Annotated in this window: 26 protein-coding genes and 1 pseudogene; 7 read left to right on the top strand and 20 right to left on the bottom strand. The window is 61.7% G+C overall.

What is annotated here, in order from left to right:
• Positions 1 to 222 precede the first annotated feature (222 nt).
• Positions 223 to 1140, bottom strand: coding sequence for a LysR substrate-binding domain-containing protein (locus tag ON753_RS17785; protein WP_265964033.1), 918 nt, complete (start codon positions 1138 to 1140; stop codon positions 223 to 225).
• 133 nt (positions 1141 to 1273) lie between these two features.
• On the opposite strand from ON753_RS17785, the gene ON753_RS17780 reads away from it, so the two are divergent.
• Positions 1274 to 1411, top strand: a complete 138-nt coding sequence (locus ON753_RS17780) for a hypothetical protein (RefSeq protein WP_265964032.1) — start codon at positions 1274 to 1276, stop codon at positions 1409 to 1411.
• 164 nt (positions 1412 to 1575) lie between these two features.
• On the opposite strand, the gene ON753_RS17775 is transcribed toward ON753_RS17780, so the two are convergent.
• Positions 1576 to 1980: a tautomerase family protein gene (locus ON753_RS17775; protein WP_265964031.1), complete on the bottom strand. Its 405-nt coding sequence runs from the start codon at positions 1978 to 1980 to the stop codon at positions 1576 to 1578.
• A gap of 108 nt (positions 1981 to 2088) precedes the next feature.
• On the opposite strand from ON753_RS17775, the gene ON753_RS17770 reads away from it, so the two are divergent.
• A complete protein-coding gene (locus tag ON753_RS17770; protein ID WP_265964030.1) occupies positions 2089 to 2928 on the top strand; it encodes a LysR family transcriptional regulator in 840 nt (279 codons plus the stop codon).
• A gap of 127 nt (positions 2929 to 3055) precedes the next feature.
• Here ON753_RS17770 and ON753_RS17765 read toward each other — a convergent pair whose 3' ends face one another.
• The gene (locus ON753_RS17765) at positions 3056 to 3640 is read right to left on the bottom strand and encodes a PhnA domain-containing protein (RefSeq protein WP_265964028.1); all 585 of its coding nucleotides are present in this window, start codon (positions 3638 to 3640) and stop codon (positions 3056 to 3058) included.
• Between the two features lie 249 nt (positions 3641 to 3889).
• A complete protein-coding gene (lepA, locus tag ON753_RS17760; RefSeq protein WP_265964026.1) occupies positions 3890 to 5695 on the bottom strand; it encodes a translation elongation factor 4 in 1806 nt (601 codons plus the stop codon).
• A gap of 204 nt (positions 5696 to 5899) precedes the next feature.
• Here lepA and ON753_RS17755 point away from each other — a divergent pair, with 204 nt between their 5' ends.
• Positions 5900 to 6415 (top strand): GNAT family N-acetyltransferase, encoded by a 516-nt coding sequence (locus ON753_RS17755; RefSeq protein ID WP_265964024.1) that lies wholly within the window; start codon positions 5900 to 5902, stop codon positions 6413 to 6415.
• Between the two features lie 64 nt (positions 6416 to 6479).
• Here ON753_RS17755 and ON753_RS17750 read toward each other — a convergent pair whose 3' ends face one another.
• The 3 genes from ON753_RS17750 to ON753_RS17740 form a co-directional block, all read right to left on the bottom strand.
• Entirely contained in the window at positions 6480 to 7436 is a 957-nt protein-coding gene (locus ON753_RS17750; RefSeq protein WP_265964022.1) for a homocysteine S-methyltransferase family protein, read from the bottom strand.
• Between the two features lie 196 nt (positions 7437 to 7632).
• Complete coding sequence (mepA, locus tag ON753_RS17745) at positions 7633 to 8649, bottom strand: penicillin-insensitive murein endopeptidase (protein ID WP_265967194.1); 1017 nt, start codon at positions 8647 to 8649, stop codon at positions 7633 to 7635.
• Between the two features lie 162 nt (positions 8650 to 8811).
• A complete protein-coding gene (locus ON753_RS17740) occupies positions 8812 to 9894 on the bottom strand; it encodes a patatin-like phospholipase family protein (RefSeq protein ID WP_265964020.1) in 1083 nt (360 codons plus the stop codon).
• Between the two features lie 295 nt (positions 9895 to 10189).
• Between ON753_RS17740 and ON753_RS17735 the strand changes: the two genes are divergently transcribed.
• Positions 10190 to 11233 (top strand): M42 family metallopeptidase, encoded by a 1044-nt coding sequence (locus ON753_RS17735; RefSeq protein ID WP_265964018.1) that lies wholly within the window; start codon positions 10190 to 10192, stop codon positions 11231 to 11233.
• Positions 11234 to 11337: 104 nt separating this feature from the next.
• On the opposite strand, the gene ON753_RS17730 is transcribed toward ON753_RS17735, so the two are convergent.
• The 6 genes from ON753_RS17730 to ON753_RS17705 form a co-directional block, all read right to left on the bottom strand.
• Positions 11338 to 11958 (bottom strand): hypothetical protein, encoded by a 621-nt coding sequence (locus ON753_RS17730; RefSeq protein WP_265964016.1) that lies wholly within the window; start codon positions 11956 to 11958, stop codon positions 11338 to 11340.
• A 139-nt stretch (positions 11959 to 12097) separates the two neighbouring features.
• Complete coding sequence (locus ON753_RS17725) at positions 12098 to 12775, bottom strand: alpha/beta hydrolase (RefSeq protein WP_265964014.1); 678 nt, start codon at positions 12773 to 12775, stop codon at positions 12098 to 12100.
• A 4-nt stretch (positions 12776 to 12779) separates the two neighbouring features.
• Complete coding sequence (locus tag ON753_RS17720) at positions 12780 to 14045, bottom strand: TCR/Tet family MFS transporter (protein WP_265964013.1); 1266 nt, start codon at positions 14043 to 14045, stop codon at positions 12780 to 12782.
• Between the two features lie 93 nt (positions 14046 to 14138).
• Positions 14139 to 15443, bottom strand: a complete 1305-nt coding sequence (locus tag ON753_RS17715) for a tetratricopeptide repeat protein (RefSeq protein ID WP_265964011.1) — start codon at positions 15441 to 15443, stop codon at positions 14139 to 14141.
• Between the two features lie 66 nt (positions 15444 to 15509).
• Positions 15510 to 15710, bottom strand: coding sequence for a cold-shock protein (locus ON753_RS17710; RefSeq protein ID WP_265964009.1), 201 nt, complete (start codon positions 15708 to 15710; stop codon positions 15510 to 15512).
• A gap of 268 nt (positions 15711 to 15978) precedes the next feature.
• Positions 15979 to 16437 (bottom strand): YtoQ family protein, encoded by a 459-nt coding sequence (locus ON753_RS17705; RefSeq protein ID WP_265964007.1) that lies wholly within the window; start codon positions 16435 to 16437, stop codon positions 15979 to 15981.
• 165 nt (positions 16438 to 16602) lie between these two features.
• Between ON753_RS17705 and ON753_RS17700 the strand changes: the two genes are divergently transcribed.
• The gene (locus ON753_RS17700; protein ID WP_265964005.1) at positions 16603 to 17238 is read left to right on the top strand and encodes a peroxiredoxin; all 636 of its coding nucleotides are present in this window, start codon (positions 16603 to 16605) and stop codon (positions 17236 to 17238) included.
• A gap of 77 nt (positions 17239 to 17315) precedes the next feature.
• Here ON753_RS17700 and ON753_RS17695 read toward each other — a convergent pair whose 3' ends face one another.
• The 6 genes and pseudogenes from ON753_RS17695 to ON753_RS17670 all read right to left on the bottom strand — a co-directional run bounded on the left by ON753_RS17695 (position 17316) and on the right by ON753_RS17670 (position 24906).
• The gene (locus tag ON753_RS17695; RefSeq protein WP_265964003.1) at positions 17316 to 18173 is read right to left on the bottom strand and encodes an SDR family oxidoreductase; all 858 of its coding nucleotides are present in this window, start codon (positions 18171 to 18173) and stop codon (positions 17316 to 17318) included.
• A 3-nt stretch (positions 18174 to 18176) separates the two neighbouring features.
• Positions 18177 to 19016 (bottom strand): TrmH family RNA methyltransferase, encoded by an 840-nt coding sequence (locus tag ON753_RS17690; protein ID WP_265964001.1) that lies wholly within the window; start codon positions 19014 to 19016, stop codon positions 18177 to 18179.
• Between the two features lie 77 nt (positions 19017 to 19093).
• A complete protein-coding gene (locus tag ON753_RS17685) occupies positions 19094 to 19723 on the bottom strand; it encodes a TetR/AcrR family transcriptional regulator (RefSeq protein ID WP_265963999.1) in 630 nt (209 codons plus the stop codon).
• A 126-nt stretch (positions 19724 to 19849) separates the two neighbouring features.
• A pseudogene (locus ON753_RS17680) lies at positions 19850 to 20796 on the bottom strand (class I SAM-dependent rRNA methyltransferase).
• Between the two features lie 461 nt (positions 20797 to 21257).
• Entirely contained in the window at positions 21258 to 23693 is a 2436-nt protein-coding gene (locus ON753_RS17675; protein WP_265963997.1) for a HAMP domain-containing methyl-accepting chemotaxis protein, read from the bottom strand.
• Positions 23694 to 24150: 457 nt separating this feature from the next.
• On the bottom strand, positions 24151 to 24906 hold the full coding sequence (locus ON753_RS17670; protein WP_265963995.1) for an SDR family NAD(P)-dependent oxidoreductase: 756 nt from the start codon (positions 24904 to 24906) through the stop codon (positions 24151 to 24153).
• A gap of 125 nt (positions 24907 to 25031) precedes the next feature.
• On the opposite strand from ON753_RS17670, the gene ON753_RS17665 reads away from it, so the two are divergent.
• Both ON753_RS17665 and bfr read left to right on the top strand, forming a co-directional pair.
• Positions 25032 to 25274, top strand: a complete 243-nt coding sequence (locus tag ON753_RS17665; RefSeq protein ID WP_265967193.1) for a (2Fe-2S)-binding protein — start codon at positions 25032 to 25034, stop codon at positions 25272 to 25274.
• Between the two features lie 13 nt (positions 25275 to 25287).
• Complete coding sequence (gene bfr / locus ON753_RS17660) at positions 25288 to 25773, top strand: bacterioferritin (protein WP_265963993.1); 486 nt, start codon at positions 25288 to 25290, stop codon at positions 25771 to 25773.
• Positions 25774 to 25792: 19 nt separating this feature from the next.
• Here the strand turns inward: bfr and ON753_RS17655 are convergent, their stop codons facing one another.
• Positions 25793 to 26455, bottom strand: coding sequence for an ATP-binding cassette domain-containing protein (locus ON753_RS17655; RefSeq protein ID WP_265963991.1), 663 nt, complete (start codon positions 26453 to 26455; stop codon positions 25793 to 25795).
• Positions 26456 to 26481: the final 26 nt, after the last annotated feature.

Below are 26481 nucleotides of genomic sequence, written 5' to 3'. Positions count from 1 at the left end.
GCAGGAAATGTGGTTCATTTTCAAGCCTTCCGCGACGTAGAGGAGGCGCAATCCGGTCAAATCCGAAGGACATGAAAATGGCTTCACCGCTTCGTCAGCGCGCTTGACCGGGCACACAGCCCGCTCTGCGCACCCTTCCTAACGGCGTTTCGCCATTTCTCATGCCATTTCGTCCTCATTTAGGGATCCGCACCCTAGGCCGAAAAAACCGCAGGTTCGCCTTCAGGCCGAAACCGCATCGGCTCCCTTGGGCCTGCCGATCGACTCCGGCAGTTCCTGCTTCAGCCAGTCGCTGAATGCCTGTTTGGCCCTTGTCCGGGGCGCATTCCGGCCGCCGATCAGCCAGTAGGCCATCCCCGTTGCGGGCCGTTGCGGGAAGGGAGCGACGACCTGGCCGGAATTGACCGCATAGACGGCAAGCGTTTCCCAGGCGAGGAAGACACCCTGACCGGCGATCGCCGCATCAAGGCAGAGCGAGCCGTCGGAAAAGGTCGGGCCGTCCTGCAGGATGGTTTCGTCGAGCCCGAAAAGATCCAGCCAGGTCTTCCAGGAAAACATCTGACCGGGATCGCGGATGATAGGCAGCTTGCCGATGTCCTCCGGCTTTATGATCTGCCCGGCCAGCGCCGGGCTGCAGACCGGAAACACCCGCTGGCGGAGCAGCATTTCCGCATTGACCCCCGGATAGGGGCCGCGTCCGACGCGGATGCACAGATCCACATCGCTGGTGTCCGGATCGACCAGCTCGACGGTCGCCTCGACCCGCACCCGGATGCCGGGATGGGCCTTGTTGAAGTGCTTCAGGTGCCAGACCAGCCACTTGCCGGCGAAGACGGGCGCGACCGAGATCGTCAGGGAATCCTCCCGGCCGCGCTGCGTGGTGGCAATTGCCGTTGACAGCGAGGACATGGCCGACGTCAGGTGCGGCTGCATGGCCAGCACATGCGCCGTCGGCAGCAGCATCCGGTTCCGCCGCTCGAACAGCTGAACGCCGAGTTGGGCTTCGGTTTTCTGCACCTGCTGACTGACGGCGCCGACCGTTACGCCGAGCTCTTCGGCAGCCGCCTTGATCGACCCGAGCCGGGCGACGGATTCAACGGCCCTCAGGCCGGACAGATGAATGCGGTTCAGATTTTTCATTATAGGAAAGCTAAATCGAATAGCAGAAGAAGTCGATTTTTATATTGAGAACGGCCGGTTATATGTGAAGCCAAGCTAAATTCAAAAGAGGGATTTGGCCATGGATAAAGCAATAAAAAGGAAAATGAAAATCATGTTGAAACTGTTTGTACGCCGCCAACTCAGAGCAAGGCCGGCCCCCGGCTCCGACCGGACCGACCCGCTGTCCCACCCGGCCATCATGCGCATGAGCCAAAGGGAACTGGCCGATCTGCCGTTCAACCGGCGCTGATCGGACCCGGCGGTTGAAGGACCGGTCCCGAGACCTGCTGATCGATCGTCCGAAGCGATCCGGCCGATCGGACCCAAGACACAATCAGAAAACGGCGCCAGGGCGGCAAGCCCGGCGCCGTTTCTGTTTGGCTCGCGTTTCCGTCGTTGGGGCGTGTGCCGTCGTCAGACCGCCGCCGGTTGCCTTTCGGCATATTGCGCAATGCCGTTGCCGAATGACCAGTTCTCCGCCTTGGTCTCGACCAGGTTGATGAAGACATCCTCCGGTCGGACACCGGCTTTCTGCACCAGCTTCTCCGCTATCCGCGCAAACAGAGCCTTTTTCTTCTCTGTCGTTCGCGTATCGCTGACGGTCAGCTGAATGATGATGAGATCGTCGGACCGCCTGATTCCCATGTAGTGGCGGCCAAAAACCAGGTCTTCCGGAGCGTGTTCCGTGATCCTCATGAATTTGTCGTCTTCAGGCACGTCGAATGTCTCCCGCATGGCACGATAGATCTCGTCCAGAATGACGGACTTCTGCGCTGCGGTTTTGGAGCCCTTGATGAGCGATACGTGTGTCAACGGCATGTCTTCCTCCCGATTGAAAGCGATGGTGGTGAAAGCACGGTAGCCGGCAAGCGAAGATTAGAAAAACAAATCTTTGATATTTCAAAAATTTGAAATCATAATAGATAAATGAGTAACCTCGACATGGATCTCCTGCGTGCCTTCGTCCACGTTGCCGAGACCAGCAGCTTCACCAGGGCCGGACAGATGCTCGGCGCGAGCCAGTCGGCCATCAGCCTGAAGATCAGGAAACTGGAAGACCGGCTCGGCGGAGCCTTGCTGAGCCGTTCGCCGCGCTCCGTGCGACTGACAAATCTGGGCGCGCGCTTTCTGACCGATGCCCGCAATCTGATCGACCTTCACGACCGGGTGGCAATGAGGGCCACCGGGGCGGACGCCCGCCAGCGCCTGCATCTGGGCATCAGCGATCATGCCGCCGGCATCAAGCTTCCCGAGATCATCGCCGAGCTTACACGAAGGCTCCCGGAGCACCGGCTGCATGTGTCTGTCGGTCTTTCCGACGAACTTTACCGCGATTTCAAGGCCGGTCTCTTCGGGGCCGTTATGGTTCGCGGGGAAGATGTCGACGTGCCCGGGCAGACCGCATTCGAGGATACGCTTGTCTGGGCGGCTTCCAGAAGCTTTGCCTGGGCGACAGGCAGATCGCTTCCCCTGGTCGCACTGGCCCACAGTTGCGCTTTGAGACGACTTGCGACCGGCGCGCTGAAGGACGCCGGGATCGAATACGAGGACGCGTTCACCGGTACGGGCGTCAGCGCCGTCCAGGCCGCTGTGTCCGCCGGGCTCGGGATCGCCTGCCTTGACAGGCGCAACATGCCGCAGGACTGTCGGGATGTCGGCAGTCTCTACCAGCTGCCCGGCCTGCCCAAGACCCGAATGGTGTTATTTACCCGGGAAAGGAGCGCTGTCGGATCGGCGATACTGGAAGCGTTCCAGCGGAATTGCTGACACGCTGCACCGCGATCATCTCAAGCTTGATCCAATGAAACGCGGATGAGTGCCGTAGCCGTGTCACGCTTGTCTCGATAGGCGTCCTGCCAACGCGGCCAACGGCTCGGCTACCCCGTCCGACCGGTCAGGACTTCTTGACGAACTCCGTCAGGATCACGATCCGCTGGTCGTTCACGCGGCCCTCGATCTGCGCCGGGTTGTCGGCGACAAGGCTGATATTGCGCACGGCCGTTCCGCGCTTGGCGGTGAAACTGGCCCCTTTGACCTTCAGGTCCTTGATCAGCGTAACCGTGTCGCCGGACTTGAGAATTGCGCCATGGGTGTCCTTGTGGAGCGCACTGGCATCCTCGCCCGTTTCGGAATTGTCGACACCCGCCTTCGCCCAGGCGAGAACCTCGTCTTCCAGATAGAGCATGTCCAGAAGTTCGCGCGCCCAGCTTTCGTCCGGCATCCTTGCCAGCAGGCGGTAGGCGGTGACCTGAACGGCCGGGACCTGGCTCCAGGCGGCGTCGTTGAGGCAGTGCCAGTGGTTCGGATCCATCTCCGCCGCGCCGGTAATCTGGTCCGCGCATACGGAGCAGGCGAGGATTTTCGCGTCGGCCGTGCCGTCTGCCGCCGGGCCGACATCGAGCACGGCAAGCGACTGGGTGGAACCGCAGCATTCGCAAGCATTTCCCGCGCGGCCGCGCACGTCCTGTTCAACGCTCATATACGTTACCTTCCTTGCAGGCGCCCCGAAGCGCTGGAGAATCAACGAAAGTTGCTGCCTGCCCCTTCGACGGTGCTTTGCACCTTACTCTCATGGGCGTTCGCTCCTTCAATTGATCCACCGGATCAATTGATCACGCCGAGTGTGACCGCCGGGGCGGGGCCCGCTGCTGAAGCAGCTCCCGCCCGTTCGAAACCTGCCAAAGATCTCGCCGGATCTTTGGCTTGGCGCTCTGCGCCAACCGGTTTCTCACTCATCCATTTTCAGGGCCTGAATGAAGGCTTCCTGCGGGATTTCGACCTTGCCGAACTGGCGCATCTTCTTCTTGCCGGCCTTCTGCTTTTCCAGAAGCTTGCGCTTGCGGGTGGCGTCGCCGCCGTAGCATTTCGCGGTCACGTCCTTGCGCAGCGCCGAGATGGTCTCGCGGGCGATCACCCGGGCGCCGATGGCCGCCTGGATCGGGATCTTGAACATGTGCCGCGGGATCAGCTCTTTCAGCTTCTCGCACATGGCGCGGCCGCGCCGTTCCGCCTGGCTGCGGTGAACCAGGACCGAGAGGGCATCCACCGGCTCTTCGTTCACCAGGATCGACATCTTGACGAGGTCGCCCGCCCGGTAGTCGGACAGCTGGTAGTCGAAGGAGGCATAGCCCCTGGAGATGGATTTCAGCCGGTCGTAGAAGTCGAAGACCACTTCGTTGAGCGGCAGGTCATAGGCAAGCATGGCGCGCGAGCCGACATAGGAAAGATCGACCTGAATGCCGCGCCGTTCCTGGCACAGCTTCAGGATACCGCCGAGATACTCGTCCGGCGTCATGATGGTTGCCCGGATCCACGGCTCGCGGATTTCGGAGATCTTGACCACGTCCGGCAGGTCGGCCGGATTGTGGAGCTCCGCTTCCGACCCGTCGGTCAGGCTCAACTGGTAGACCACGGACGGCGCGGTTGCGATCAGGTCCAGATCGAATTCGCGCGACAGGCGCTCCTGGACGATTTCCAGGTGCAGGAGCCCCAGGAAACCGCAGCGGAAGCCGAAACCGAGCGCCGCGGAAGTCTCCATCTCGTAGGAGAAGCTGGCGTCGTTCAGGCGCAGCTTGCCCATGGCCGTGCGCAGGTCTTCAAAATCATTGGCATCGACGGGGAACAGGCCGCAGAACACCACCGGCTGGGCGGGCTTGAAGCCCGGCAGCGCCTTGGCACAGGGCTTTTTCTCCAGCGTGATGGTATCGCCGACGCGTGTGTCGGCAACCTCCTTGATCGAGCCGGTGAACACGCCGATTTCGCCGGCCTTCAGTTCGTCCACCAGAAGGAACTTCGGGGTCATGACGCCGACCCTGTCGACATCGTAGACCGCGCCGGTACCCATCATCTTGATCCGCTGGCCCTTCTTCAGCGAGCCGTCGATGATGCGCACCAGAACCATGACGCCGAGATAGGTGTCGTACCAGCTGTCGACGAGCATCGCCTTCAGCGTGGCATCCGGGTCGCCTTCAGGGGCAGGCAGCTTGCGGACGATCGCTTCCAGCACGTCTTCGATGCCGAGGCCGGTCTTTGCCGAAATCAGGCAGGCGTCGGAGGCGTCGATGCCGATGACGTCTTCGATCTGTTCCCTGATGCGGTCCGGTTCAGCCGCGGGCAGGTCGATCTTGTTGAGGACCGTGACGATCTCATGGTCGTTGTCGATGGCCTGATAGACATTGGCAAGCGTCTGGGCTTCCACCCCTTGCGAGGCATCGACCACCAGCAGCGAGCCTTCACAGGCCGCCAGCGAGCGGGAGACCTCATAGGCAAAGTCGACATGGCCCGGCGTGTCGATCAGGTTCAGCCTGTACTGGTTGCCATCCTTGGCATTGTAGATCAGCCGCACGGTCTGCGCCTTGATCGTGATGCCCCGCTCGCGCTCGATATCCATGCTATCGAGAACCTGCTCGGTCATCTCACGATCGGTCAGCGTGCCGGTCATCTGGATCAGCCGGTCAGCCAGGGTCGACTTGCCGTGATCGATATGGGCAACAATGGAAAAATTTCGGATGTTGGAAAGCGTCTTCGTCGTCATGGCGCCCGTTTACCACCGCATTTCGATTTCGCCTAGACCATTGCGCGCGCACGCGGCGGAATTCAGGTGGTTTTTTCGCGTGGAAGTGACGCCGGACCGGAAAAAGCCGGTTGGTTGAAACGGCTTAAAACTCTCGAAGCGTGCCGGCGCCTGTGCTAGCGATAGGTCGCACCACACCGACACGCCGCTGCCAAGAGACGAGTTATGAAGATCCGCGACGCAGAACCCCGCGACATTCCGGCCATACTGGCGCTTTATAACCTGGCCGTGCGCGAGACGACCGCCGCCTGGACGACCAGGGAAGAAACCCTTGATGACCGGCTCACCTGGTTCGAGAGCCGGAAGAAGCAGGGGCTGCCGGTCCTGGTTGCGTGCGATGGCGAAGACGAGGTTGTCGGCTTTGCAAGTTATGGCCCGTTCCGTGCAAAGGAAGGTTACCGGCTGACCGCCGAGCACTCGGTCTATGTCGATCCGAACATGCAGCGGCAGGGCATCGGCAACGGACTGCTGAAGCGGCTGGTGGAAGCCGCCGCCGCCAACGGCGTCCACGTTCTTGTCAGCGTCATCGACGGCGAAAATGCCGCTTCGATTGCCCTGCATGAAAAGCACGGCTTCGAGGTGATCGGCCGGATGCCGGAAATAGGCACGAAATTCGGCCGTTGGCTGGATCTGGTCCTGATGACGAAGGTCCTCCAGTCCGCGCCGGCACCCGAGCGGTAGGGCCCGTCAGGTCTTCTGCCGGACGTCGGCAAAAGACCTGAAGGGATCGCGGCAACGGGCGCCGTCAGGCGGCAGCTTCGTGACCGCAGCAGGCGGTGGAGATCGCCGAAATGTGCCTGTGATCCGTGCCGCAGCAGCCGCCCACGACGCGAACCCAGGGCATATGGTCGAGGATTGCGCTGTAGCGCCTCGCCAGGTCCTGCGGATCGCCGATGTCCAGTTCCTCGGCCGCATCCAGTTCCGCGTGGCTCAATTGCGAAGCGTTCGCGCGGATGCCGCAGATACGCTTGACCCATTCTCCGCCCTGCTCGAGGACTTCGGCAAAATGGGCCGGGTGGGCGCAATTGATCATGTAATAGGCGACGGAGCCTGCGCTTGCGCCATCCACGGCCTTGATCGCGTCACCAAGTGTGTCGCCGGACGGAAGACGGCCGTCGGTCTCGACCGTGAAGGAAATGACGCACGGTATCCCGATTGCTTTCGCAGCACGTGCAATGCCCGCCGCTTCGGGAATGTTGGTCATCGTGATTGCCGAAACGCAATCGGCGCCGCTTTCGGAAAAGACCTCGATCTGGCGCCGATGATAGTCGCAGGCGTCTTCGGTGCTCATGAGGTCGCTGACGGCATAACCGTCACCGCACGGACCGATGCAGCCGCTGATGACAAACGGACTTGCCGGCGTCTGATAGTCGCGGGCCAGTTCCTGCAGAATCTCGATCGCAGTCCTGTTGGCGGCGTCCAGCGCGATGGCGGAATAGCCGAGCCTTTCGGCCCAATCCGGGTTGGCCCGCCATGTCGGGCTTTCGAGAATGAAACCCGATCTGCTTGCAACCGCGGTCTCGGCGTAGGGCCGGTAGTAGTCCTTGATCCGGTCCCGGCCGTACTGCGAACGCAAAAGCGTGAAGGAGGCAAAATGCGGCAGGTCGAGGCCCTCCAGGAAAATCAGGCTGGTTTCCATGCCGCCATCGGTCAGGAACATTCGGTCCGACTGGTGGGGGAGTGTTTTTCGTGACGTGGTCATCGGTGTATCCAGTTCGCTCAATTGAATGGGAGCCCCCACGAACCGCCGTGAGGGGCCTGGACATCCTGATCGTCGCCCCCCGGCTCGATCCAATCAGGAAGTCCGGAGCGGAATTTGAGCGAAATGACACGATTGCAGAAGTGATCACAGTCACAGCGAAAACGCCGGCCACGCAGGGACGCCATGCCGCGTCCAGTCAGTTGGCGGTCAGAACCGTCCTGCAGTCTTGCGGTAGAGCTGCCAACGCCATCGGGCGTTTCTTGACGACCTTGGGCTTTTCGCCCGGCTTGCGCGGCTCCTTGGGCACCCAGGGTTCGTCGGAAAGCCAATAGGTTAGGTGCGCCCCGCAGCCGTCCCCCGGCGGGGGCGGGTTCTGGTCCTTGCAGCCGGTGCTGCCGGGCGGACAGGAAAGCCGGACATGGAAATGGTAGTGGTGGCCCCACCAGGGACGGACCTTGCGCAGCCACTCCCTGTCCCGGCCGGTTTCGAATTCGCACAGGGCCTTCTTGATCGTCGGACTGACGAAGATCCGCGCAACGCGGTTGTCCGACGCCGCATGGCGGATCAGCCGTGCGTGGGTGTCCGTCCACTTGGCCGGATCGACCCGCCGGTCGGCACCTTTCACGTCCAGGGGGCCCTTCAGCATGGAGATCGCCGAAATCTCCTCGCGCTCTTCTGGTGTCAGCCGCCGGTTGGGCATTTCGGTCAGCCAGATATCGGCATCGAGACCGATCTGGTGACTGGCATGTCCGGAGGTCATCGGGCCGCCGCGCGGTTGCGCCAGGTCGCCGACAAGCAGCCCGTTCCAGCCCGCCTTTGGGGCGTCGGCGGCAAGATCCTTCAGATAGTCGATCAGGGCCGGGTGGCCCCAGTTGCGATTCCGGGAAAGACGCATTGCCTGCCAGGTCGGCCCGTCCGGCGGCAGGACCGACCCCCCGGCGAGGCATCCCTTGGCATAGGAGCCGATCGCGCGGGCCTTGAGCGGCGCGGGGCCGTCTGCGGCGCCGAAATAATCCTTGGCAGGACGGTCCGAGCGAAGCACCAGATTGGCCTGGGGGGCGTCATAGCCTTCCGGGACGGCACGTTTTTTCACCGGAACGGGAATGCCGGCCGCCAATTCGGCGCCCGGTCGGGCACCATCGCTGGAAGTCGCCTCCACCGTTTCCGGCTTGGTGTCGGGAATGGGGGTGACCGCTCCGGCGTCCACGGTCATCACGATGGCCGCGAACAGTCCGGCCAGTCCGGCAAAGGCGTGTTTCCGGTCTCTCGGCGCGGCGGCATGCACCGCTTGTCTGCGCTTGGTCACCTTGGAACCTCGTGCGTCGCTAGGGCCGGGGCGGTGTGAGCGTATCCTGGCTCTCAACACACCCCGATGCTAGGCAGCATGCACCAGATTCGGCTCCGGCGCATCCGTTTCCCGCGTTTCCACATTGGCTTTCAACATGTCGGCAAGCGCGTCCAGCAGCGTGGTGTTGTCGCGGATCACCCGGTCGGCGGCACCGTTGAGAGCGATGATGTTGCCGGGCCGGGCATTGTCGATGGCCTCGGCTTCCGGCGGGAGTTCCGCCTGAAGGCGGTGGAAGGTAACGCCGGGCAGCTCGTCGAACAGGTGCCGGGCCTGGTAGGACGCGGTCTGGGATTGCCCGTCGGAGAAGATCGACAGGATGGGCACGTCCTTGGAAGGCTGCATCCAGCCCAGAGCGCCCCAGCCGGCAGCTTCCTTGTAGGGGAAGGCCCGCCCCGGTGCTTGACCGGTGCCGAGCGACAGGATGACGATTTCGTCCTCGCCCCAGCCAAGCTTGCCGGCCTCCAGATAGGCCGCGATTGCCGGATCGTTCATGAAGACACCGCCGTCGACCAGCGCTTCTTCACGCTTGCGGCTGAGGTTTTCCACCCGGGCTGGCTCGAAATAGGACGGCGCGGCCGTGGTCGCGCGAACCGCCTGCCAGAAATAATAATCGTCCGGCCGGCTGCCGTTTCCCTCAAGGCCGTTGGTCATGAAGACCGCGCGCCGCTGCTCGATGTCGTAAGCGGTGAGCACAAGCTTGCTCAGGCCGCTCGCCATGGAGGTCCAGCCGAAACGTTCCTTGAGCAGCTTTTCCAGCGGGCGGGCGTCATAGGTCTCGTCAAAGAGCCCGAGCGGGTTGGTCAGCGTGCGGCCGATCCGCGCGCTCAGCGAGTGGCTGAAGATGTTGCGGGCCTCGCGCTCATAGAAGGCACGCAGCTCGGAAATCGTCGCCGCGGCCTCGCCGGAAGAGCCGCCGGGGCGCGGTGCGCACAGGCCCGCGGCAATCAGTCCGCCGGTGGAGGTGCCGGCCATCAGGTCAAAGATCCGGTGCATCGGCGCGTCCACGCCCCGATGGATCAGCCGGCTCTCCAGAGCTTCGAGAATGCGTAAAGGAATGAGGCCGCGGACACCGCCGCCATCTATGGAAAGTATAAATCGTTTTTTGGTCATCATTCGTCCCCGGAAAACACAGGAAGGGAGTGTGTCGACTTGCAGGTTGCGTCGGACACTTATTGCTTTTCTGTTCCTAAATGTTTGTCACTAAATGCGTCACCGCAATGGCAAAGCGAAAAAAGCGCGCCCGTATTGCAAAAATAGCGACCAAGCGGTTAATTCCGGTTGTAAAGGCGCGCCGTTTCATGTGCCTTTACCGGCACACTCCATCTGCGGCTGCCCGCGTTCCTGATCGCCAGACGGTATTCAGGACAGGATCGGCCCGACTTTCATACCCTCTACAGGATGCTCCATGAACATCGATCTCCTCCGCCGACTTTGCGAAACCCCCGGCGTGCCGGGTCACGAACACCGGGTGCGCGACTTGATCCAGGCCGAAATCAAGGACCTGTTCGACGAGATCACGGTCGACGCGATGGGGTCGCTCCTGTGCCGCCGGGACAGCCGCAAGGCAGCGAAAAAGGGTTCGCCGAAAAAGGTCATGCTGCTCTGCCACATGGATGAAATCGGCTTTCTGGTTTCGCACATCACCGACAAGGGCTTCATTCACGTGCAGCCGGTGGGTGGGTTCGATCCGCGCAACCTGTTTTCCCGCCGGGTGCTGGTCTCCACCGACGAGGGCGATTTCAAGGGCGTGATGAATCCCGGCGGCAAGCCCATCCATATCTCCTCCGCGGAAGAGCGCAAGAAAGTGCCGGAGCCGAAGGACTTCGTGATCGATCTGGGAATGGGGGAGAATACCCGGGATGTGGTCAAGGTCGGCGACATGGTCACCATGGACGAACCGCTGATCGAGATCGGCGACAAGATCGTTTCCAAGGCGCTCGACAACCGCATCGCCTGCTGGCTGGGGATCGAGGCCATCAGGGGCCTGGGCAAGACGAAACACGCATGTGAAATCCACGTCGTCTTCACCTGCCAGGAGGAAGTCGGCATGCGCGGCGCGCGCACGGCCGCCTTTGCCGTCAATCCGGATGTCGGCCTTGGCATCGACACGACCCTGTCCTGCGACACGCCGGGCGTTCCGGAACAGGACCGCACCACGGTTCAGGGCGAGGGTTTCGGCCTGCATGTCAAGGATTCCAGCTTCATCGCCGACCGGGACCTGGTCAAGGAATTCGAAGCGTTGGCCGAAAAGGCAAAGATCCCGTTCCAGCGCACCATGCTGGCCGCCGGCGGCCAGGACGGCGCCGCCGCGCAGCAGGCCGCGGCCGGGGCAAAGGCGGTCGGGATCGTCGTCGGCACCAGGTACATTCACACGGTCACCGAGATGATCCACAAGACCGACCTTCAGGCGGCCCAGGATATCCTGGTGGCCTATCTGAAACAGGCCTGAGGCTCAGAACGCAGCCTTTGACGGTGCGGTCATTCTGCGTTCGCAGGATCGGGGAGGGCCCTTGGCCCTCCTCGGCATGAGGGAACTGAAGAGCGCAGAATGCTCTAGGCGGTCAGCCCGAAGAGATTGGAGACCTGCTCTTTGCTGCCGGCATAAAGCTCGCTCACGGCAGCGCTCTGGTAGCTGAAGGAGCCACCGTCGAAATTGCCTTCGATCGTCGACGCGTTGGCGGTGCGGACGGAGAGGCCGGTTTCGTCGTTGAAGGAAACCCGCTCGAAAGAAACGAACTGGGCGGAAAGCGTCTCACCGTCGATTTCGGCTTCGATGGTGGTGGTGGAAATCGACGCGCTTTCATAGGCGACGGAGGAGGTCGCGCCGCTCTCTTCTTCCTCGCCGAGCGCCGCCTTCAGCTGGCTGGCGGTTTTCTGGTAGTCCTCGACGGTCGCCAGGCCACCGTCTTTTTCCTTCTTGCCGTTCTTTTCGGACTTGCCCTTGTCAACCGCATCCTGAAGCTGGGCGATTATCACCGCGTCTTCTTCGGCTTTCTTGCTGGCCGATTCCAGAAGGCTGACCGCGGGCGCCTTGTTGTGCCCGTTGCGCTGGCCGATCTCGTGCCCGTAGGCGTTCCCCCTGGGGTCGTTCTTGGGACCCTGGGAACCTCCGCTCGAAAAGGATGCCGAAAAGAGGCTTGAGCTTTGAGTGGTGGTTTCGATCGAAATCTGCATGGCGCTTGCTTCCTGGCGGCCGCGGACCCTCCTGGTCCGGCTCCCTCTCAGGATTGCGCAAAACACTTAACAGGCTATTAACCAAGCCCAGGCTGTAACTGCCGTGTATGCTACCGGCAGGCGCCGGGCCTGTCGGTGCTCAGTCTGTCTCCGGCGAAAACGCTCTTTCCAGAAAGCGCCCGCCAAGCACCATGCCGCGTTCATCGATCGTGTGACCCAGACCGGTGAGTTGATGGACCGTGACAGCCACACCGACCCGCTGCAGCGCCGTTGCGGCAGCGTCTGAGTGATAGCAGGGCACCACGTCATCCTCGTTGCCGTGAACAATCAGGACCGGGGCCTGCGTGGAGATGCCCTCCAGTCGGTCGGGGCCGGGCAGAAGCCCGCTGTAGCCGATAAGAGCCGCCGGCGGGGTCCTGCGCCGCAGGCCGCACTGGAACGCCATCATCGCGCCCTGGCTGAATCCGACAAGCGCCAGCGACCGCCCGTCCAGGGACAGCCTCTCCAATTCGGCATCCAGAAACCGGTCCAGGACCGGCTGCGCGGCTTCCGCGCCGTACCGGTATTCCATGGGCGAGCGTTCATCGAGGGCGAACCACTGGCAGCCGCCAACCGCTTCAAACGGCAATTTCTCCGGCGCATCGGGGGCGACGAAGGCGGCATCCGGCAGTCGTCCCTGCCAGGCCCGGCCGAGATCAATCAGGTCTTCACCGTCCGCACCATAGCCGTGCAGGATCGCGACAAGCTGCCTCGCCGGCCTGCCGGAAGCCGGCGCCAGACGCGGACCGGCAAGCTGCGAATGAGAGGAGGTCTGCATCAAGTCACTCTGCCGGGGTTTTCCGTTCCTGCGGTCCGGAAGCCGGATCCGGTGTCTCCCGGAGGCGGATGAAGGGAAGCGCAATCAGCATGGAAGCCAGGATCAGCAGGCCCGCCAACGCAAACGGCGCGCCGGGAAAGACGATCGCCGCATCCGGCCCCGAGAAATAGGCGAAGGTCTGCGTCATCACGAAAGGGCTGACTACCATGGAAAGCCCCGCAGCGCTGGAAATCAGGCCTTGGAGCTCGCCTTGCGCATTGTCCGGGATGCGGTTGGACATCAGCCCGGTAAAGGCCGGTGTCGCCAGGGCGCCAATCGCCGCAAAGGAAATCAGCGCATAGGCCATCCAGCCGGCATCTGCCAACGCCAGGCCGGCAAAGGCCACAAGGTTCGCACCAAGGCCGATGACAAGCGTGCGGCCGGAGCCGACTTTTGGCTCAAGCACCCGGATCAGATAACCCTGAACAAAAACGAAGCCGAGACCGACGAAGGCGAGTGACAGGCCGATATCACCCGGGCTCCAGGCAAAAACCTCTTCCGCGTAGTAGCTCCACACGGCTGGGTAGACATAGTGGGCAATGTCGAACAGGAAGACGGCGAGGAGGAGAGTGCGAACCTCCGGATAGGCGCCGATCTGCTTCAGAGCGCCGAACGGATTGGCCCTCTTCCACGCAAAGCCGCGCCTGTTTTCATCCTTGAGTGTTTCCGGAAGCATGAAATAGCCGAACAGGAAATTGATGAAGGAGAGAGCGGCCGCGGCACAGAAAGGGGCTCGTGGGCCGAACTCGCCCAGAAAGCCGCCGATCATCGGGCCGAGTACGAAGCCGAAGCCGAAGCCCGCACCCACCAGCCCGAAATTCTTGGCACGATCCGCCTTGGAGGAGACGTCGGCGATATAGGCAGAGGCGGCTGAAAAGGTTGCCCCGGCCACGCCCGACAGGATCCGCCCGACAAACAGCACCGCAAGATGCCAGGACAGGGCCATGATCAGATAGTCCACCGCCAGCGTGAACATGGAAACCAACAGCACGGGACGGCGGCCGAACCGGTCGGAGAGATTGCCGAGCGTCGGACCGAAGGCGAATTGCATAAGGGCATAGACGACGCTCAAGGCACCACCCCAGCGGGCGGCATCGCTCACGGGCAGGGACGTCAGTTCTGTCAGGAGCGACGGCATGACCGGCATCATCAGCCCGATGCCCATGGAATTGATGATGAGCGTGACAAGGATGAATCCGAGCGCGCTGCGTTTGGACAGACCGGACTGCAAGATTGCTCTACTTCCCGCAGAAATGAAATGTCAGAGACGGGTTCTCTCAAGTCTTTAAACGAACTATCCGGCCGCAGCCAGTCGCGGTCGGTATTATTCCCGCGGCTTGTGCAGGTGGAAGATGAGGCCGTGAACTTCCGTGCCGAGTTCCTTACGCAGCACCACCTGTTTTTCCCGGGCATAGGCAAGGCCCGCGGCCTCCGCGCTTCGTCTCAGATAGGCCGGCATGTGGGCGTAGCGGCCCGTCGGGTCGACCCGGTAGTCCGGGCCTGAGGGGTCGGAGAGATGTTCGACGCTGGCGATCAGCAGGCCGCCCGGTTTGAGGGCTGAGAAAAGGGCGTCCATGAAGGGCTGCAGATCGCCGAGATAGCACAGCGTGTCGACGCAGACCGCCAGATCGAACCGTATGGGCAGGTCGGAATTCAGAAAGCCGACCAGTTCCCCTTCCACCAGGAAATCATAGACCTCGAGCGCTGCCGCCTTGCGCAGCATTCCCGGGGAGAGGTCGATCCCCGTCAGCTTGCCGCAGTGGCGGCGGATCAGCGGTCCGCAAAGGCCCGTTCCGCAGCCAAGGTCCACCACGTCCGCAAAGGGGGCGGATCTTTCGCCGGCAAGAGCATCGACTTCGGCGGCCACCAGTTCGGGGGCCCGGTATCCGAGATTTTTCAGAACATTGTCGAAACTGTCGGAAAAACTGTCGAAATGCGCTTTGACATAGTCTTTCGGCGCCTGGTCCAGCTTGTCGCCGCGCACGGCCGCCAGCTGGTAACGGGCCACCGTGCTGTCCGGATCGGCGGCAACAACCGCTTCCAGATGCCTGATCGCGCGCTCCTGGCGCCCCAGTGAGCACAGCACCCTTGCGTGCCAGACGGGGTCGTTCCACACGTCTGCTCCGAATTCCAGGCATCTCTCCAGTGCATCGGCTGCCTCGTCCCTTCGTCCGGCGAGCATCAGCGACAGGCCGTAATTGTGCCAGGCATTGGGATTGTCCGGATCGAGGCGCACGACCTCCGTCAGGATCGGCAGAAGGTCGTCGACATTCGTCGCCCCTTCCATCATCACGGTGATGTTGGACCATGCCTCGCCATGGCGCGGCTCGATCTCGACCGCCCGCACATAGGCCTCGAGCGCCTCATCGGACCGATCGGACAGTTTCAGGATGTTGCCGAGATTGTTATAGGCCGCGGCGTTGGCAGGGTTCTGCTCAAGCGACTTGCGGATCAGGATGATCGCATTGTCCGGCTTGCCGGCGTCGAAATGCAGCAGTCCGAGAAAATGCAGCCCGTCCGCATGGTCCGGATCTGCCGTCAGAACGTCCTTGTAGGCCGCCAGTGCGGCTTCCAGATCGCCGCTTCTGTGTGCGGTGATCCCTTCCTGCAACCTCGCATCGGCCTGCATCGCGCACTCCAAAATAAAAAAGGGCGGTCGAACCGCCCTCGTTACCGGAAAGACCTGCAGATAAGCTTACAGGACTTTCAGATCTTCAGCCACCATCCGGCCGCGGCGCCACTCCAGATCATAGGCCACAAGCTGGCCTTCTCTCAGAGTGTTGATGCCTGACCGGCGCAGGGCTGCAAGGTCGACGAGGATATCGTCGCCATCCACGGGCTCGATGGAGCCGATCCCTCGGCCGTTGTCGAACCATTTAACGTTTCCATGGTGCATGGAGGTTACTTTCCAAATAATCGCATCAAGGCATACAAGCGGCATGTCTAGCCGTCTTTTCCAACGTCTTGATGACAGTGTTGCTGATAATACTAAAAAACTTGCCTGACCCCGTCGGGAACGATTTCCGGCTGCGCAGTCTAATCTGACCGCGCCAAGTCGAAATTCAGCTCCGAGTGAATTGGGATCTGACAGCCCGGAATTCAAGTCCGGGATTTTCTATAGCTTGCTTTAGTATGGTGACTAAAAAGTTAATGTCAAGAAAGGCTCAGCGTACCAGCTTTCCGGAAATAACATATTTGAGGATATCGACCACTTGCTCCGATGTCTGAGCGACTGCAAGTGCAGCTGCGTCAACTTCCTTGAGCGGATGCGTCAGCGACGGATCATGGATCACGATCAGGGATTTGCCGAGGGCGGAGGCATAGCCGGCGTCGAACGCCGCGTTCCACTGCTTGTATTTGTCGCCGAAGCGGACAACGACGATATCGGCCGTCTCGATCAACGTCCGGGTGCGGATCGCGTTCACCTTTGCGCCTTTGTGGTCGTACCAGAACTTGCTGCTTTCATCGCCGAGAATAACGGCACCGCAATCGTCGCTTGCCTCATGATCCGTCACCGGAGCGGAAAACGTCACCGGCAGGTTCAGCTCTTCTGTCCGGCTGATGATCGTCTCGCGCCAGTCGGTGTGAATTTCGCCGGATAGATAAACGTGCCAGTTATGCATCTGCTCACTTTCGCTCGTCTGAACTCTTGCCTGTGAAGCTGGTGCCGGAAACGTGTGCCGTCAACCCCTGCGTCTCGATCGCGCACTGGACAAACCGCGGCAAAAGCGGAAGTCTGTGTCGCTTTTCAGTGCCCGGACCGGGCAAGCATATCGAAGGAGGCATCCATGTCCGCATTGTTGATCGGCGACCAGGTACCTGATTTTGAAGCCGAAAGCACCGAAGGCCCTATCCGCTTCCACGAAGCGATCGAAGGCTCCTGGGCCGTGCTTTTCTCACACCCAAAGGACTTTACACCCGTCTGCACGACGGAACTCGGCGTCACGGCAAGATTGAAGGACAGGTTCGAAGCGCGCGGCGTCAAGGTTTTCGGCGTCTCGGTCGACCCGATCGAAGATCACCGGGCCTGGGTCGGAGATATCAAGGATACCCAGGGCACGGCGTTGAATTTCCCGCTGATTGCCGATCCGGACCGCAAGATCGCGACCGCCTACGGCATGATCCATCCGAATGCCGACGATACCTTGACCGTCCGTTCGCTGTTCGTGATCGGCCCGGACAAGAAGGTGAAGCTGAAGATCGAATACCCGGCTTCCACCGGCCGCAATTTCGATGAAGTTATCCGCGTGATCGATTCATTGCAGCTGACCGCAAAGCACCAGGTGGCAACGCCGGCCAACTGGACGTCCGGCAAAGACGTGATCATTGTGCCGTCCGTGAGCGATGAGGACGCGAAGAAGAAGTTTCCCGAAGGCTGGAAAACGCTCAAGCCCTATCTGCGCATCGTTCCGCAGCCCAAGTAGCGCTTCGCGGGGAGCGTCCCTTTGGAGCGGGGCGGGCCGTCCTCACCCGGTCGCCGCCGGGAACGGCCATCTTCGCTCTAAAGCGTGGCCAGCAGGTCCCGCAACGCGGTCCGGTAGTTCGGATAGCGGAACGTGTAGCCGAGCTCGTCCTTGATCCGTTGATTGGAGACCCGCTTGTTCTCGCCGTAGAACGAGCGGGCCATCGGCGTCAGCTCCGCCGTTTCGAACGGCGTTTCGGGCGGCGGCTCCATGCCCAGAAGCTCGGCCGCATAGGCGACCACATCCTGGGGCGGAGACGGCTCGTCATCGGTGACGTTGAAGATGCGTGTCGAGGGTTTTTCGAGCGCCGTCTTCAGCGCGCCGGCTATATCGGCAACGTGAATGCGGTTGAACACCTGGCCGGGCTTGACCAGCCGTCGGGCTGTGCCTTTCTTTAGATTTTCCAAGGCGTTGCGGCCTGGGCCGTAAATGCCCGACAGACGGAAGATCTGCACGGGCAGTTCATGATCGCCGGCAAGGCCGAGCCAGGCCTGTTCCGCGGCCACCCGTTGGACCGAGCGCTTGGAGACCGGCTTGCAGGGCGTGTCCTCGTCCACCCAGGCGCCGTCGTGGTTTCCGTAGACCCCGACCGTCGACAGATAGCCGGTCCAGACGGGCCGGCCTGTGGCAATGTCTTCCCCGTGGTGCACCAGGACCGGATCGCCAGTCTCGTCCGGCGCAATCGAAATCAGCACATGCGTTGCGGTCCGAAGGGCGTCCGCAATGCCGTCGCCCTTGCTCTTGCCGTCAAAGAGGAATGGTTCGATGCCTGCGTCCCGCAGCTCTTCGGCTTTCTCCGGTGATCGCGTCGTGCCGCCGATCCAGTCGAACCGGCCTCGGACTTCCTCGATGAAGGCGCGAGAAGAGAAGCCGACGCCAAAGACGAACAAACGCATGTCTCAAAGCTCCAGATGCTTGCGGCGGATTTCGTAAAGCGCGACGCCGGTGGCAACGGCAAGATTGAGGCTGTCGGCCTGCCCGGCCTGGGGAATGCGGATCAGCGTGGAGCAGGCCTCAGCCATGTCGTCCTCCAGCCCCTTTTGTTCGTTGCCCATGACCAGCAGCACCGGTTCTTGGTAGTCCGGTGCGCGATAGTCGACCGAGCCTTTCAGATGCGTGGCGGTCACGGTGCCGGGCCATCTGCGGGCAAGTGCCTTGAATTCGTCCTTGCTCATCCTGGCCAGCGGCACATGAAAGAGCGATCCCATGGTGGCGCGCACGGCCTCGACCGCAAACGGATCGGTACAGTCGCCGACCAACATGACGCCCGTGCCGCCGACCGCATCCACGGTGCGGATGATCGTGCCGAGATTGCCCGGATCGCGCACCCGGTCGAGCGCCACCCACAATGTTGCAATCTCGGGATCGATATCCTGCGCGCCAAGCAGGTTCTGCTCATAGACGCCCACCACCGTTTGCGGATTGTCCTTGCGCGTCATCGCGGACATGACGGCGGTGGAGGCCTCCAGGATCAGCGCGCCCCTGGCCTTTGCCGTTGCCGCAGCCTTCTGCGCGGCCGGATTGTCCCGCGCCTCCGGGCCAAGCGCCAGATAGCGCACGCCCCACCCGGCGGCGAGCGCATCGTTCGCCAGCTTCAGGCCTTCGGCGACGAACAGGCCCGACTGGCTGCGGTGCTTTCGCTGGGCGACGAGCCCCTTGATTTCCTTGACGATCGGATTGGAATGGCTGGTGATCTGCTTCACCGCACCGATGCGTTGAGGTCGGCCGGACTGGGTCATGTCTTGTTCCGGATGCTCGGCTGGGGAGCGAGAGGTTGTTATCGCGTAGGCTGGCTTATGCGCTGGCTGTTGCCGGGTCAAGGTTTTTGAAGCTGCTCCGTCGCCGGCAGAAGGCGTTCGGCAACGGTCCGTATCGTCTCGTCGATGTCGATCGGAAAATCCGATGATTCCAGCTTGCTGTCGATGACGAGAAAGGACAGGCCGAGAACGTGCGGCCACAGAAGGAAGGTGGCCCGGACCACCTTCTCGTTGACTTCCTTTTCACCCAGATAGAGAGCGATTTCGCGCAAGTGGACACCATAGGATTCCTTGCCGATCTTCTGCAATTCCCGGAACCGGCCGGAATGCGTCATCGTGCTGTACATGAGCCGGAATATGTGGGGCTCGCTGCCGGCAAAATCGACAAAGGCCCGCATGACGGCCGCAATCGAGCTCAAGGTTCCGCGTGGATGGTTGGACGCCTGCTTTTCCAATGCTTCTCCGAGCCGCTGCAGCCCGTTCTCCGCCACCGCGGCCAGAAGATCCTGCCTTGACGAGAAATGGCGGTAGGGCGCTGCGGTGCTTACGCCGGCAAGACGGGCGGCATCGGCCATGGAAAAGCCGTCCGGCCCATGCTCGCCGATAAGCCCCCTGGCGGCGGCCAGCAGCTGACCGCGCAGGTCGCCGTGATGATAGGCGGTCTTCTTCCTGATTTCTGTCTTGGCCATCCGGCACGTTTCCAAGCTTGCCTGTGCATGAACAGCCGCAAGGCTAGTCTCCCCGGCATTCGCAGGCAATCATTGCGAGGCGGGATGTGGCGGACGGTTGGGGAGGCAAGGCGTGTCCGCGGTGTCCTACCGGCCGCTCCAGCGTGAAAAAAGTGACGTGGAGAGCGCCCTTGTGCCGTCTTCCTCGCGAATGACAAGCTCGCCGGATTCCAGCAAACCGCCCTGGGTGGCGAGGGTTTCGGCCATCAGCTCGTGAATGGCGACGAAGCTGGAGCGGATCGCGTAGGCGGTCAGGATCATGAACAGCGCATCGTCGGCCAGCAGTTGCCGCAGGTCTGCAAGCATGCCCGGCAGGCTGGTGTAGAGATCCCAGACCTCACCCTTGGGACCGCGGCCGTATTTCGGCGGGTCGAGGATGATGCCGTCATACCTGTTGCCGCGGCGGACTTCCCGGGCGACGAATTTGGAGGCATCCTCGCAGATCCAGCGGATCGGCAGGTCTTCCAGGCCGGAAAGCGCCTGGTTCTCGCGCGCATATCCGATGGCTTTCTTGGAGGCGTCCACATGGGTCACCTGAGCGCCTTCGGTGGCCGGCAGCAGAGAGGCGAGGCCGGTGTAGCCGAACAGGTTCAGGATCTTCAGCGGCTTGTCGGGCGCGCGCGTGCGCTCGGCGCGGATCTTGCCGTTGACCCAGTCCCAGTGGGCGGCCTGTTCGGGGAAGACGCCGACATGGCGGAAGGACATGAAGCGGCCGTTGTAGCGTACCGGACCGTAGGACATCGGCCAGGTCTCCGGCACGTTGCCGGAGAACTTCCAGCGGCCGGGCCCTTCCTCCTCGGTATCGCCGGAAAAGCCGCATCCGCGCGGCTCCAGGCGCTTTCCTGCAGCCGGCGGGATCCCATGGCCTGCGGCTCGGGCCGGATGATCGTGAACCGGCCGTAGCGCTCCAGCTTCTCGCCGTCGCCCATGTCCAGGAGCCGGTAATCCTTCCAGCCTCTGGTTTCCAGAATAACCGGCCAGGACTGAATGGGGGTATTGCCGGAAGGGGCGAAGGAGGAGGCTTGGTCCGCCACGATGGTCTCTCGCGTTTCTTGAAGTCATGAGCGTTGCCACGCCTTAGGGTGCGGACCCCTAAAATTGAACGCACTGGCGTCAAAACGGCAAGGAGCGGGGAGGAAAAGTCCACAGGTCGATGCTTGTGCATCGGCCAAGGGTTTTGACGCTGCCGCTCGCAGCCGTTTTGGCGTCCTTCGGATCGTTCTGAAGCGGACCGTCTCCTGCGTTGCAAAGACTTGAAAACCGGCCGGGTTTCCTGCGCCTTCGCGCCTTGGAGACGGTCCGCTTCAGAACGACCAGTGCATTCAATTTTAGGGGTCCGCACCCTAGTCCTCTCGTGCGGTCAGGTCAATGTCCCGGAAGCAGCGGGCCGGTTTTCCGCTTCTCACAGGTCCGTGCCGTCCGCGCATGGCCGGCGCATACAAGAAAGGCGGGAGTGCCGGACACTCCCGCCTTTCGGTTTTCCCTGAAAGTCCGATCAGGCTGCGGCGACCTGTGCCAGGAATTCCTCGACCTCGTGCTTCAACTCGTCGGTCTTCTTGGTCAGTTCGCCGGAAGCCGAAAGCACCATGTCGGCAGAGGAGGAGGTCTGGTCGACCGCCTGGGACAGCTGGGTCATGGAGGAGGAGACCGCACCGGTGCCTTCCGCCGCGCGCTGCACGTTCTGCGAAATCTCCGCGGTGGCGGCGCCCTGCTGTTCGACCGCCGACGCAATCGCGGCGGTGTAGGAATTCACCTCGTTCATCGTCTCGGCGATTTCGCCGATAGCGACGACGGACTCCTTGGTCGCGTTCTGGATCTCGGTGATCTGCGAGCTGATTTCCTCGGTCGCCTTGGACGTCTGGGTGGCCAGTTCTTTCACTTCCGCGGCAACCACCGCGAAGCCCTTGCCGGCTTCCCCGGCGCGGGCGGCTTCGATGGTCGCGTTGAGAGCCAGGAGGTTGGTCTGTTCGGCAATCGCCTGGATGAGCGTGACCACTTCGCCGATCTTGGTTGCGGCTGCCGCAAGGCCCTCGACCTTCTGGTTGGTCATGCGCGTGCCGGTGGTCGCCCGGTCGACGATCTCGGTGGTCTGGGCAACCTGGCGCGAGATCTCTCCGATCGAGGCCGACAGTTCCTCCGCGGCGCTTGCCACGGTCTGGACGTTGTTGGTGGTTTCGTTGGAGGACTCCTGCGTTTCGCTGGCATAACCGGCGCTGTCGCGGGCAATCTCGGTAAGCGCCCGTGCCGTGTTGTCGAGGCCGTCCGCGGTCAGTTCGACCGATCCGAGAGCTTCTTCCGCTTTCGCACGGAAGGACTGGATGAGGTTGTCGATGCGCTGCTGACGCTCCTGCCTTGCGGCTTCCTCGTGGGCATTCTGCGCCTGCAGCTCCGCCCGTTCGATGGCGTTGTCGCGGAACACCTGCACGGTGCGGCTCATCTCGCCGATTTCGTCGCCCCGCTCGATGCCGGGAATGTCGACTTCGTTGTCACCATTGGCCAGCCGGTCCATGACGTTGGTAATGGTCCGGATCGGGCGGGTGATCGCCAGGTTGAGCACGAACGCCAGTCCCACGCCGCCCAGAATGGCGAGCAGAATGGTGATGATGATCTGTACTTCAGCCGAATTGGCCGCAGTGGAGGCTGCCTTCGACTGGGCCTCGGAGATCGCGGCAATATCCGCACTGACCTTGCGTGTAAGGCTGTCGAGCTGCTGCTGTTTGGCCTTCAGCTCTGCCTTTGCGGTCAGCATCTCCTGGTAGGACTTGTCCAGCGTGGCAATGGACGGCGGGATGGCGTTGATGGAGTCGGCAACCGTCGGCAGGAAACTCCCGAACTTGACGATCTCGTGTTCCAGATCCGCCAGCCTGACGATCTCCTTTTCAACCTCGGACTGGTCGCTGGAGCCGAAAGCGCCGAACAGGTAAAGCGTTTCCGCCCGTACCGACAGAGCCAGTTCATTGAGCTGGGTGGCCTTGTCCGCGATCGTGCGCACGGTTGCCAGCCGGGTCGAGGCCGTAAGGGCGTCGGTTTTCGCCGCCGTGACGACCGGATCAACCTGACCCAGGATCTCGTGGTTCAGCTTGGTCATGTCTTCGATGGCCTTGCCGACGGCGATACGGGCCTCATAGGCCTCAGAGAAGCCGAGGTCCTTGGTGAGGTTTTGCAGGGCTTCGTTCAGGTTCTTGGCAAGCGACCCCAGTTCCACGATCGTCTCGGACTTGATGCCCTCGATCTTCTTGTACTGCATCTGCTTGGTTTCCGAGACGAGCTTGCGCCCGATATCGATTGCGGCCTCCAAATCCTTGCCCTGGAGATTGCCGCTGCCCTTCAGGTAAAGGAAATGGACCTTGACGACGTCGTCCTTGAGTTCATAGACGCTGCGTTGCAGCTGATTGGTATCGTCCAGCCGGCTGTTCGCGGACATGGCTTCCGAGCTGTTGCGTCTTTCTTCCGCGAGGACCGCATCGCTGATGGTGCCCGCAACCGCTTCCAGGTCGGCGGTGCTTTTCTGAAGCGTGCCGAGCCGGTCGGCCTGCTGACTGGTCTGCCCGACCACTTCATTGAAGGTTGCCGCGAATTGAGCAACCGCATCCTGGGCTCCGGCCACCTGCTGTTCGGAGGCCGGATTGCCGGCGACTTCATTTGCCAGTGTCTCGAGGGAGGCGTCGAGATCGGCAATTGCCTGGCGCACCGCTTCGCTCTGCTCCGGCGTCGGATTGTTCAGGTAGTCCTCGCGCATCAGGGACGCGGCCTGAACCTGACCGGCGATCTTCGCGGCCTGATCGGCAACGATGAAGCTCGATGAGAGATTGTGAATTGCAAGGAAGCCGACCCCGCCGACCACTGCAGTCAGCAGCAATACCGCGAGGAACCCTCCTCCGACCTTGAAGCCGAACTTGAGGTCGACGAGTATCTTCAGAAAACGTTTCATATTGCCCCACACAGCCGGAAGAACCTGATTGTCTTCTCGCCAGTATCGTGGTGAGCGATAAATTTTGGGTAAACTACCTAGAGATCCTAAATATTATCTAGCATTCTTGGGTATTTCCAAGTGTGCGGCGCACAATTACGTGCCCGGGACTGTTGCGGAGAACGGCTGATCGGATTCGGGCGGCACAATCGAGACGAAATCACTTCTGCCAGCCCTGACCGGAATCTCAGCGAAGATCTGAAATAGATGTAAGTTGTTGAATTCAATGTAATATTCATGAACTAGCAACGTATGGGCGCTCGACCTCTGTCCGGTCGCCGACGCATCGCAGCAGCCTGGAAAGCCGGGCGGCGCCCTGGCGTGTTGTCGAGGCCAAGGGCGACCGTCCTCAGTATATTATACAATTCAAACTGCATTCCAGCGTTAAATCCTGCCGCGGGGAAGTTGTATCGTCGACTTATACATGTTGCCCGCCATTGATGTGAATTTCCGCGCCGCTGACATATGACGACTGTGCCGAACACAGATAGAAGATCGTCTCGGCAACCTCCGACGTCTGTCCCAGACGGCGCAGGGGAATGTCGTCGATCATTTTCTCCGTCCCCGGAGACAGGATCGATGTATCGATTTCGCCGGGAGCAATGGCGTTGACCCGGATGCCGTGCGGACCGAAGTCGGCGGCCATTTCCCGCGTCAGGGAGGCAAGCGCGGCCTTGGACGTGGCGTAGGCCGTGCCGGCAAAGGGGTGGACGCGCATGCCTGCGATCGACGTCACGTTGACGACAGATCCGGCTGCGTTCTTCAACTCCTTGAAGAGGCCTCGGGCCAGCAGGATGGGGGCGAAGAAATTGACCTGGAAAACGGTCCGCCATTCATGCATGGGGGTGGTGAGCGAATTCAGCCGCTCCCCCTCGGGGCCTTTCGGACTGATGCCCGCATTGTTGACCAGGGCATTCAGCCTGGACCCGTTCGCCTCCAGCCGCTTGCGGATTTCCTGAGTGGCAAAGCCGAGATTCTCCGGGTCCGACAAGTCCACCTGAATGTGGTCCTCCGGCCCCATGGGCCAGGGGCACTTGTCGGAAAACGCATGCCGTGAACAGGTTATCACCCGCCAGCCCTCGGCGGAGAAGCGCTTGACGGTTGCGTGGCCGATGCCGCGGCTGGCGCCTGTCAGCACCAGGGTGGGACGGTCATCCGAGGGTGCGTCGCTCATTTCGGGTCCTTAGCAGGGTACTGGGGTGATGGAAAAAGTTGACTCATATAGTTGGGTTTCGTTATTGCGCACAAATCCGTCAGTGCCAATATGTCCGTATAAAGAGACGCGGTCCGGAACCTGTAATGATCATATGCTCCTGTAATGTCCTGTCTGACAAGCAGCTTCGCGAAGCCGCGTCGGAGATGCGTGCGGATCCGAATGGCAAGGTGCCGACGCCCGGAGCAGTCTTCCGCCATTTGGGATGCCGGCCGAGATGCGGCGGTTGTTTTGCTTCGGTGATTGACATAATCCACCAAAAAGGCTCTGAAGAGGCGATCGAAGAACAGCCGTTGCCGGCGCCGGTCAAACGGGCGGCCGGCGGCTAAAACTGGAGGCCCCATGAAAGGCGAACCGCGCGTCATAGAGTATCTCAACAAGGCTCTGCGTCATGAGCTGACCGCCGTCAACCAGTACTGGCTGCATGCCCGTCTGCTGGCCGATTGGGGGTTCGGAAAACTGGCGGCCAAGGAACTGGAAGAGGCCGACGAAGAGCGGCAGCATGCCCAGGACCTGATGGACCGGATCATCTTCCTGGAAGGACTCCCGAACCTTCAGACCCTCGATCCGCTGCGCATCGGTCAGTCGGTGAAGGAGTGCCTGGAAGGGGATCTGGCGGCCGAATATGTCGCCCGGGCTCTCTATCATGAAGCGCGCGAAGTCTGCCGTGAGCTTGGCGACTATATTTCCATGAAACTGTTCGAGCAGCTCCTTGCCGACGAGGAAAGCCACATCGATTTCCTGGAAACCGAGCTCGGCCTGATCGAGCGGATCGGCATCGACAACTATTGCCTTCTTCAGGCCAAATCGGCCGACATGGCCGAATAGGCCCCTCTGCCGACACAAGTCAGCATGTCCCGTTTTCCAGCCGGTGGATCATCTCGCCGGCTGCCTCGGCGTCCTCCTCGTCATGGGTGACGAGCAGGACGGGCAGTTGCTTCTGCCTGGCAAGATCGAACACCAGGCTGCGCACATCCGCCCGGCGGCTGCGGTCGAGGCTGGAAAACGGCTCGTCCAGCAGCAGGGCCCTCGGTTCGGCAAGCAGCGTACGCATCAGCGCCACCCGCGTCTGCTGCCCGCCCGAGAGCGTTGCAGGATCCCGGGGGCCGAAACCGCCGAGGCCGACATCCTCCAGCGCCTGCTCGGCCATTTCTCTCCGCCGCTGCCGGTCTTTCACGCTGGCGGGGATGGCAAACATCAGGTTCTGCAGCACGGACATATGCGGAAACAGGAGTGGGGCCTGGAACATCAGCCCGATATGCCGCTCCTGCGCCGGCAGGGACGTCAGGTTCCGGCCGTCCAGCACCACGCGGCCGGTCGCGTCAAAAGCGGGATTCAGGAACCCGGCAACATAGTCCAGCAGACTGGATTTGCCGCTGCCGCTCTCCCCCATGATCGTCAGCACCGATCCCGGCCGGATCCCGCAATCGATTTCCAGAAGCAGCCTGCCATCAAGCCGGATGGCGACCTCTTCAAGGACAAGGCCGGATGCGGGATCGGTAGAGTGCATGTCGAAGTTTTTCCGGTTTGTCGAAC

Source organism: Roseibium salinum, from assembly GCF_026240905.1.
Lineage (GTDB): Bacteria > Pseudomonadota > Alphaproteobacteria > Rhizobiales > Stappiaceae > Roseibium > Roseibium salinum.
Note: the sequence above shows the minus strand (reverse complement) of the source record. Positions and strands in the feature narration are given on the sequence as shown.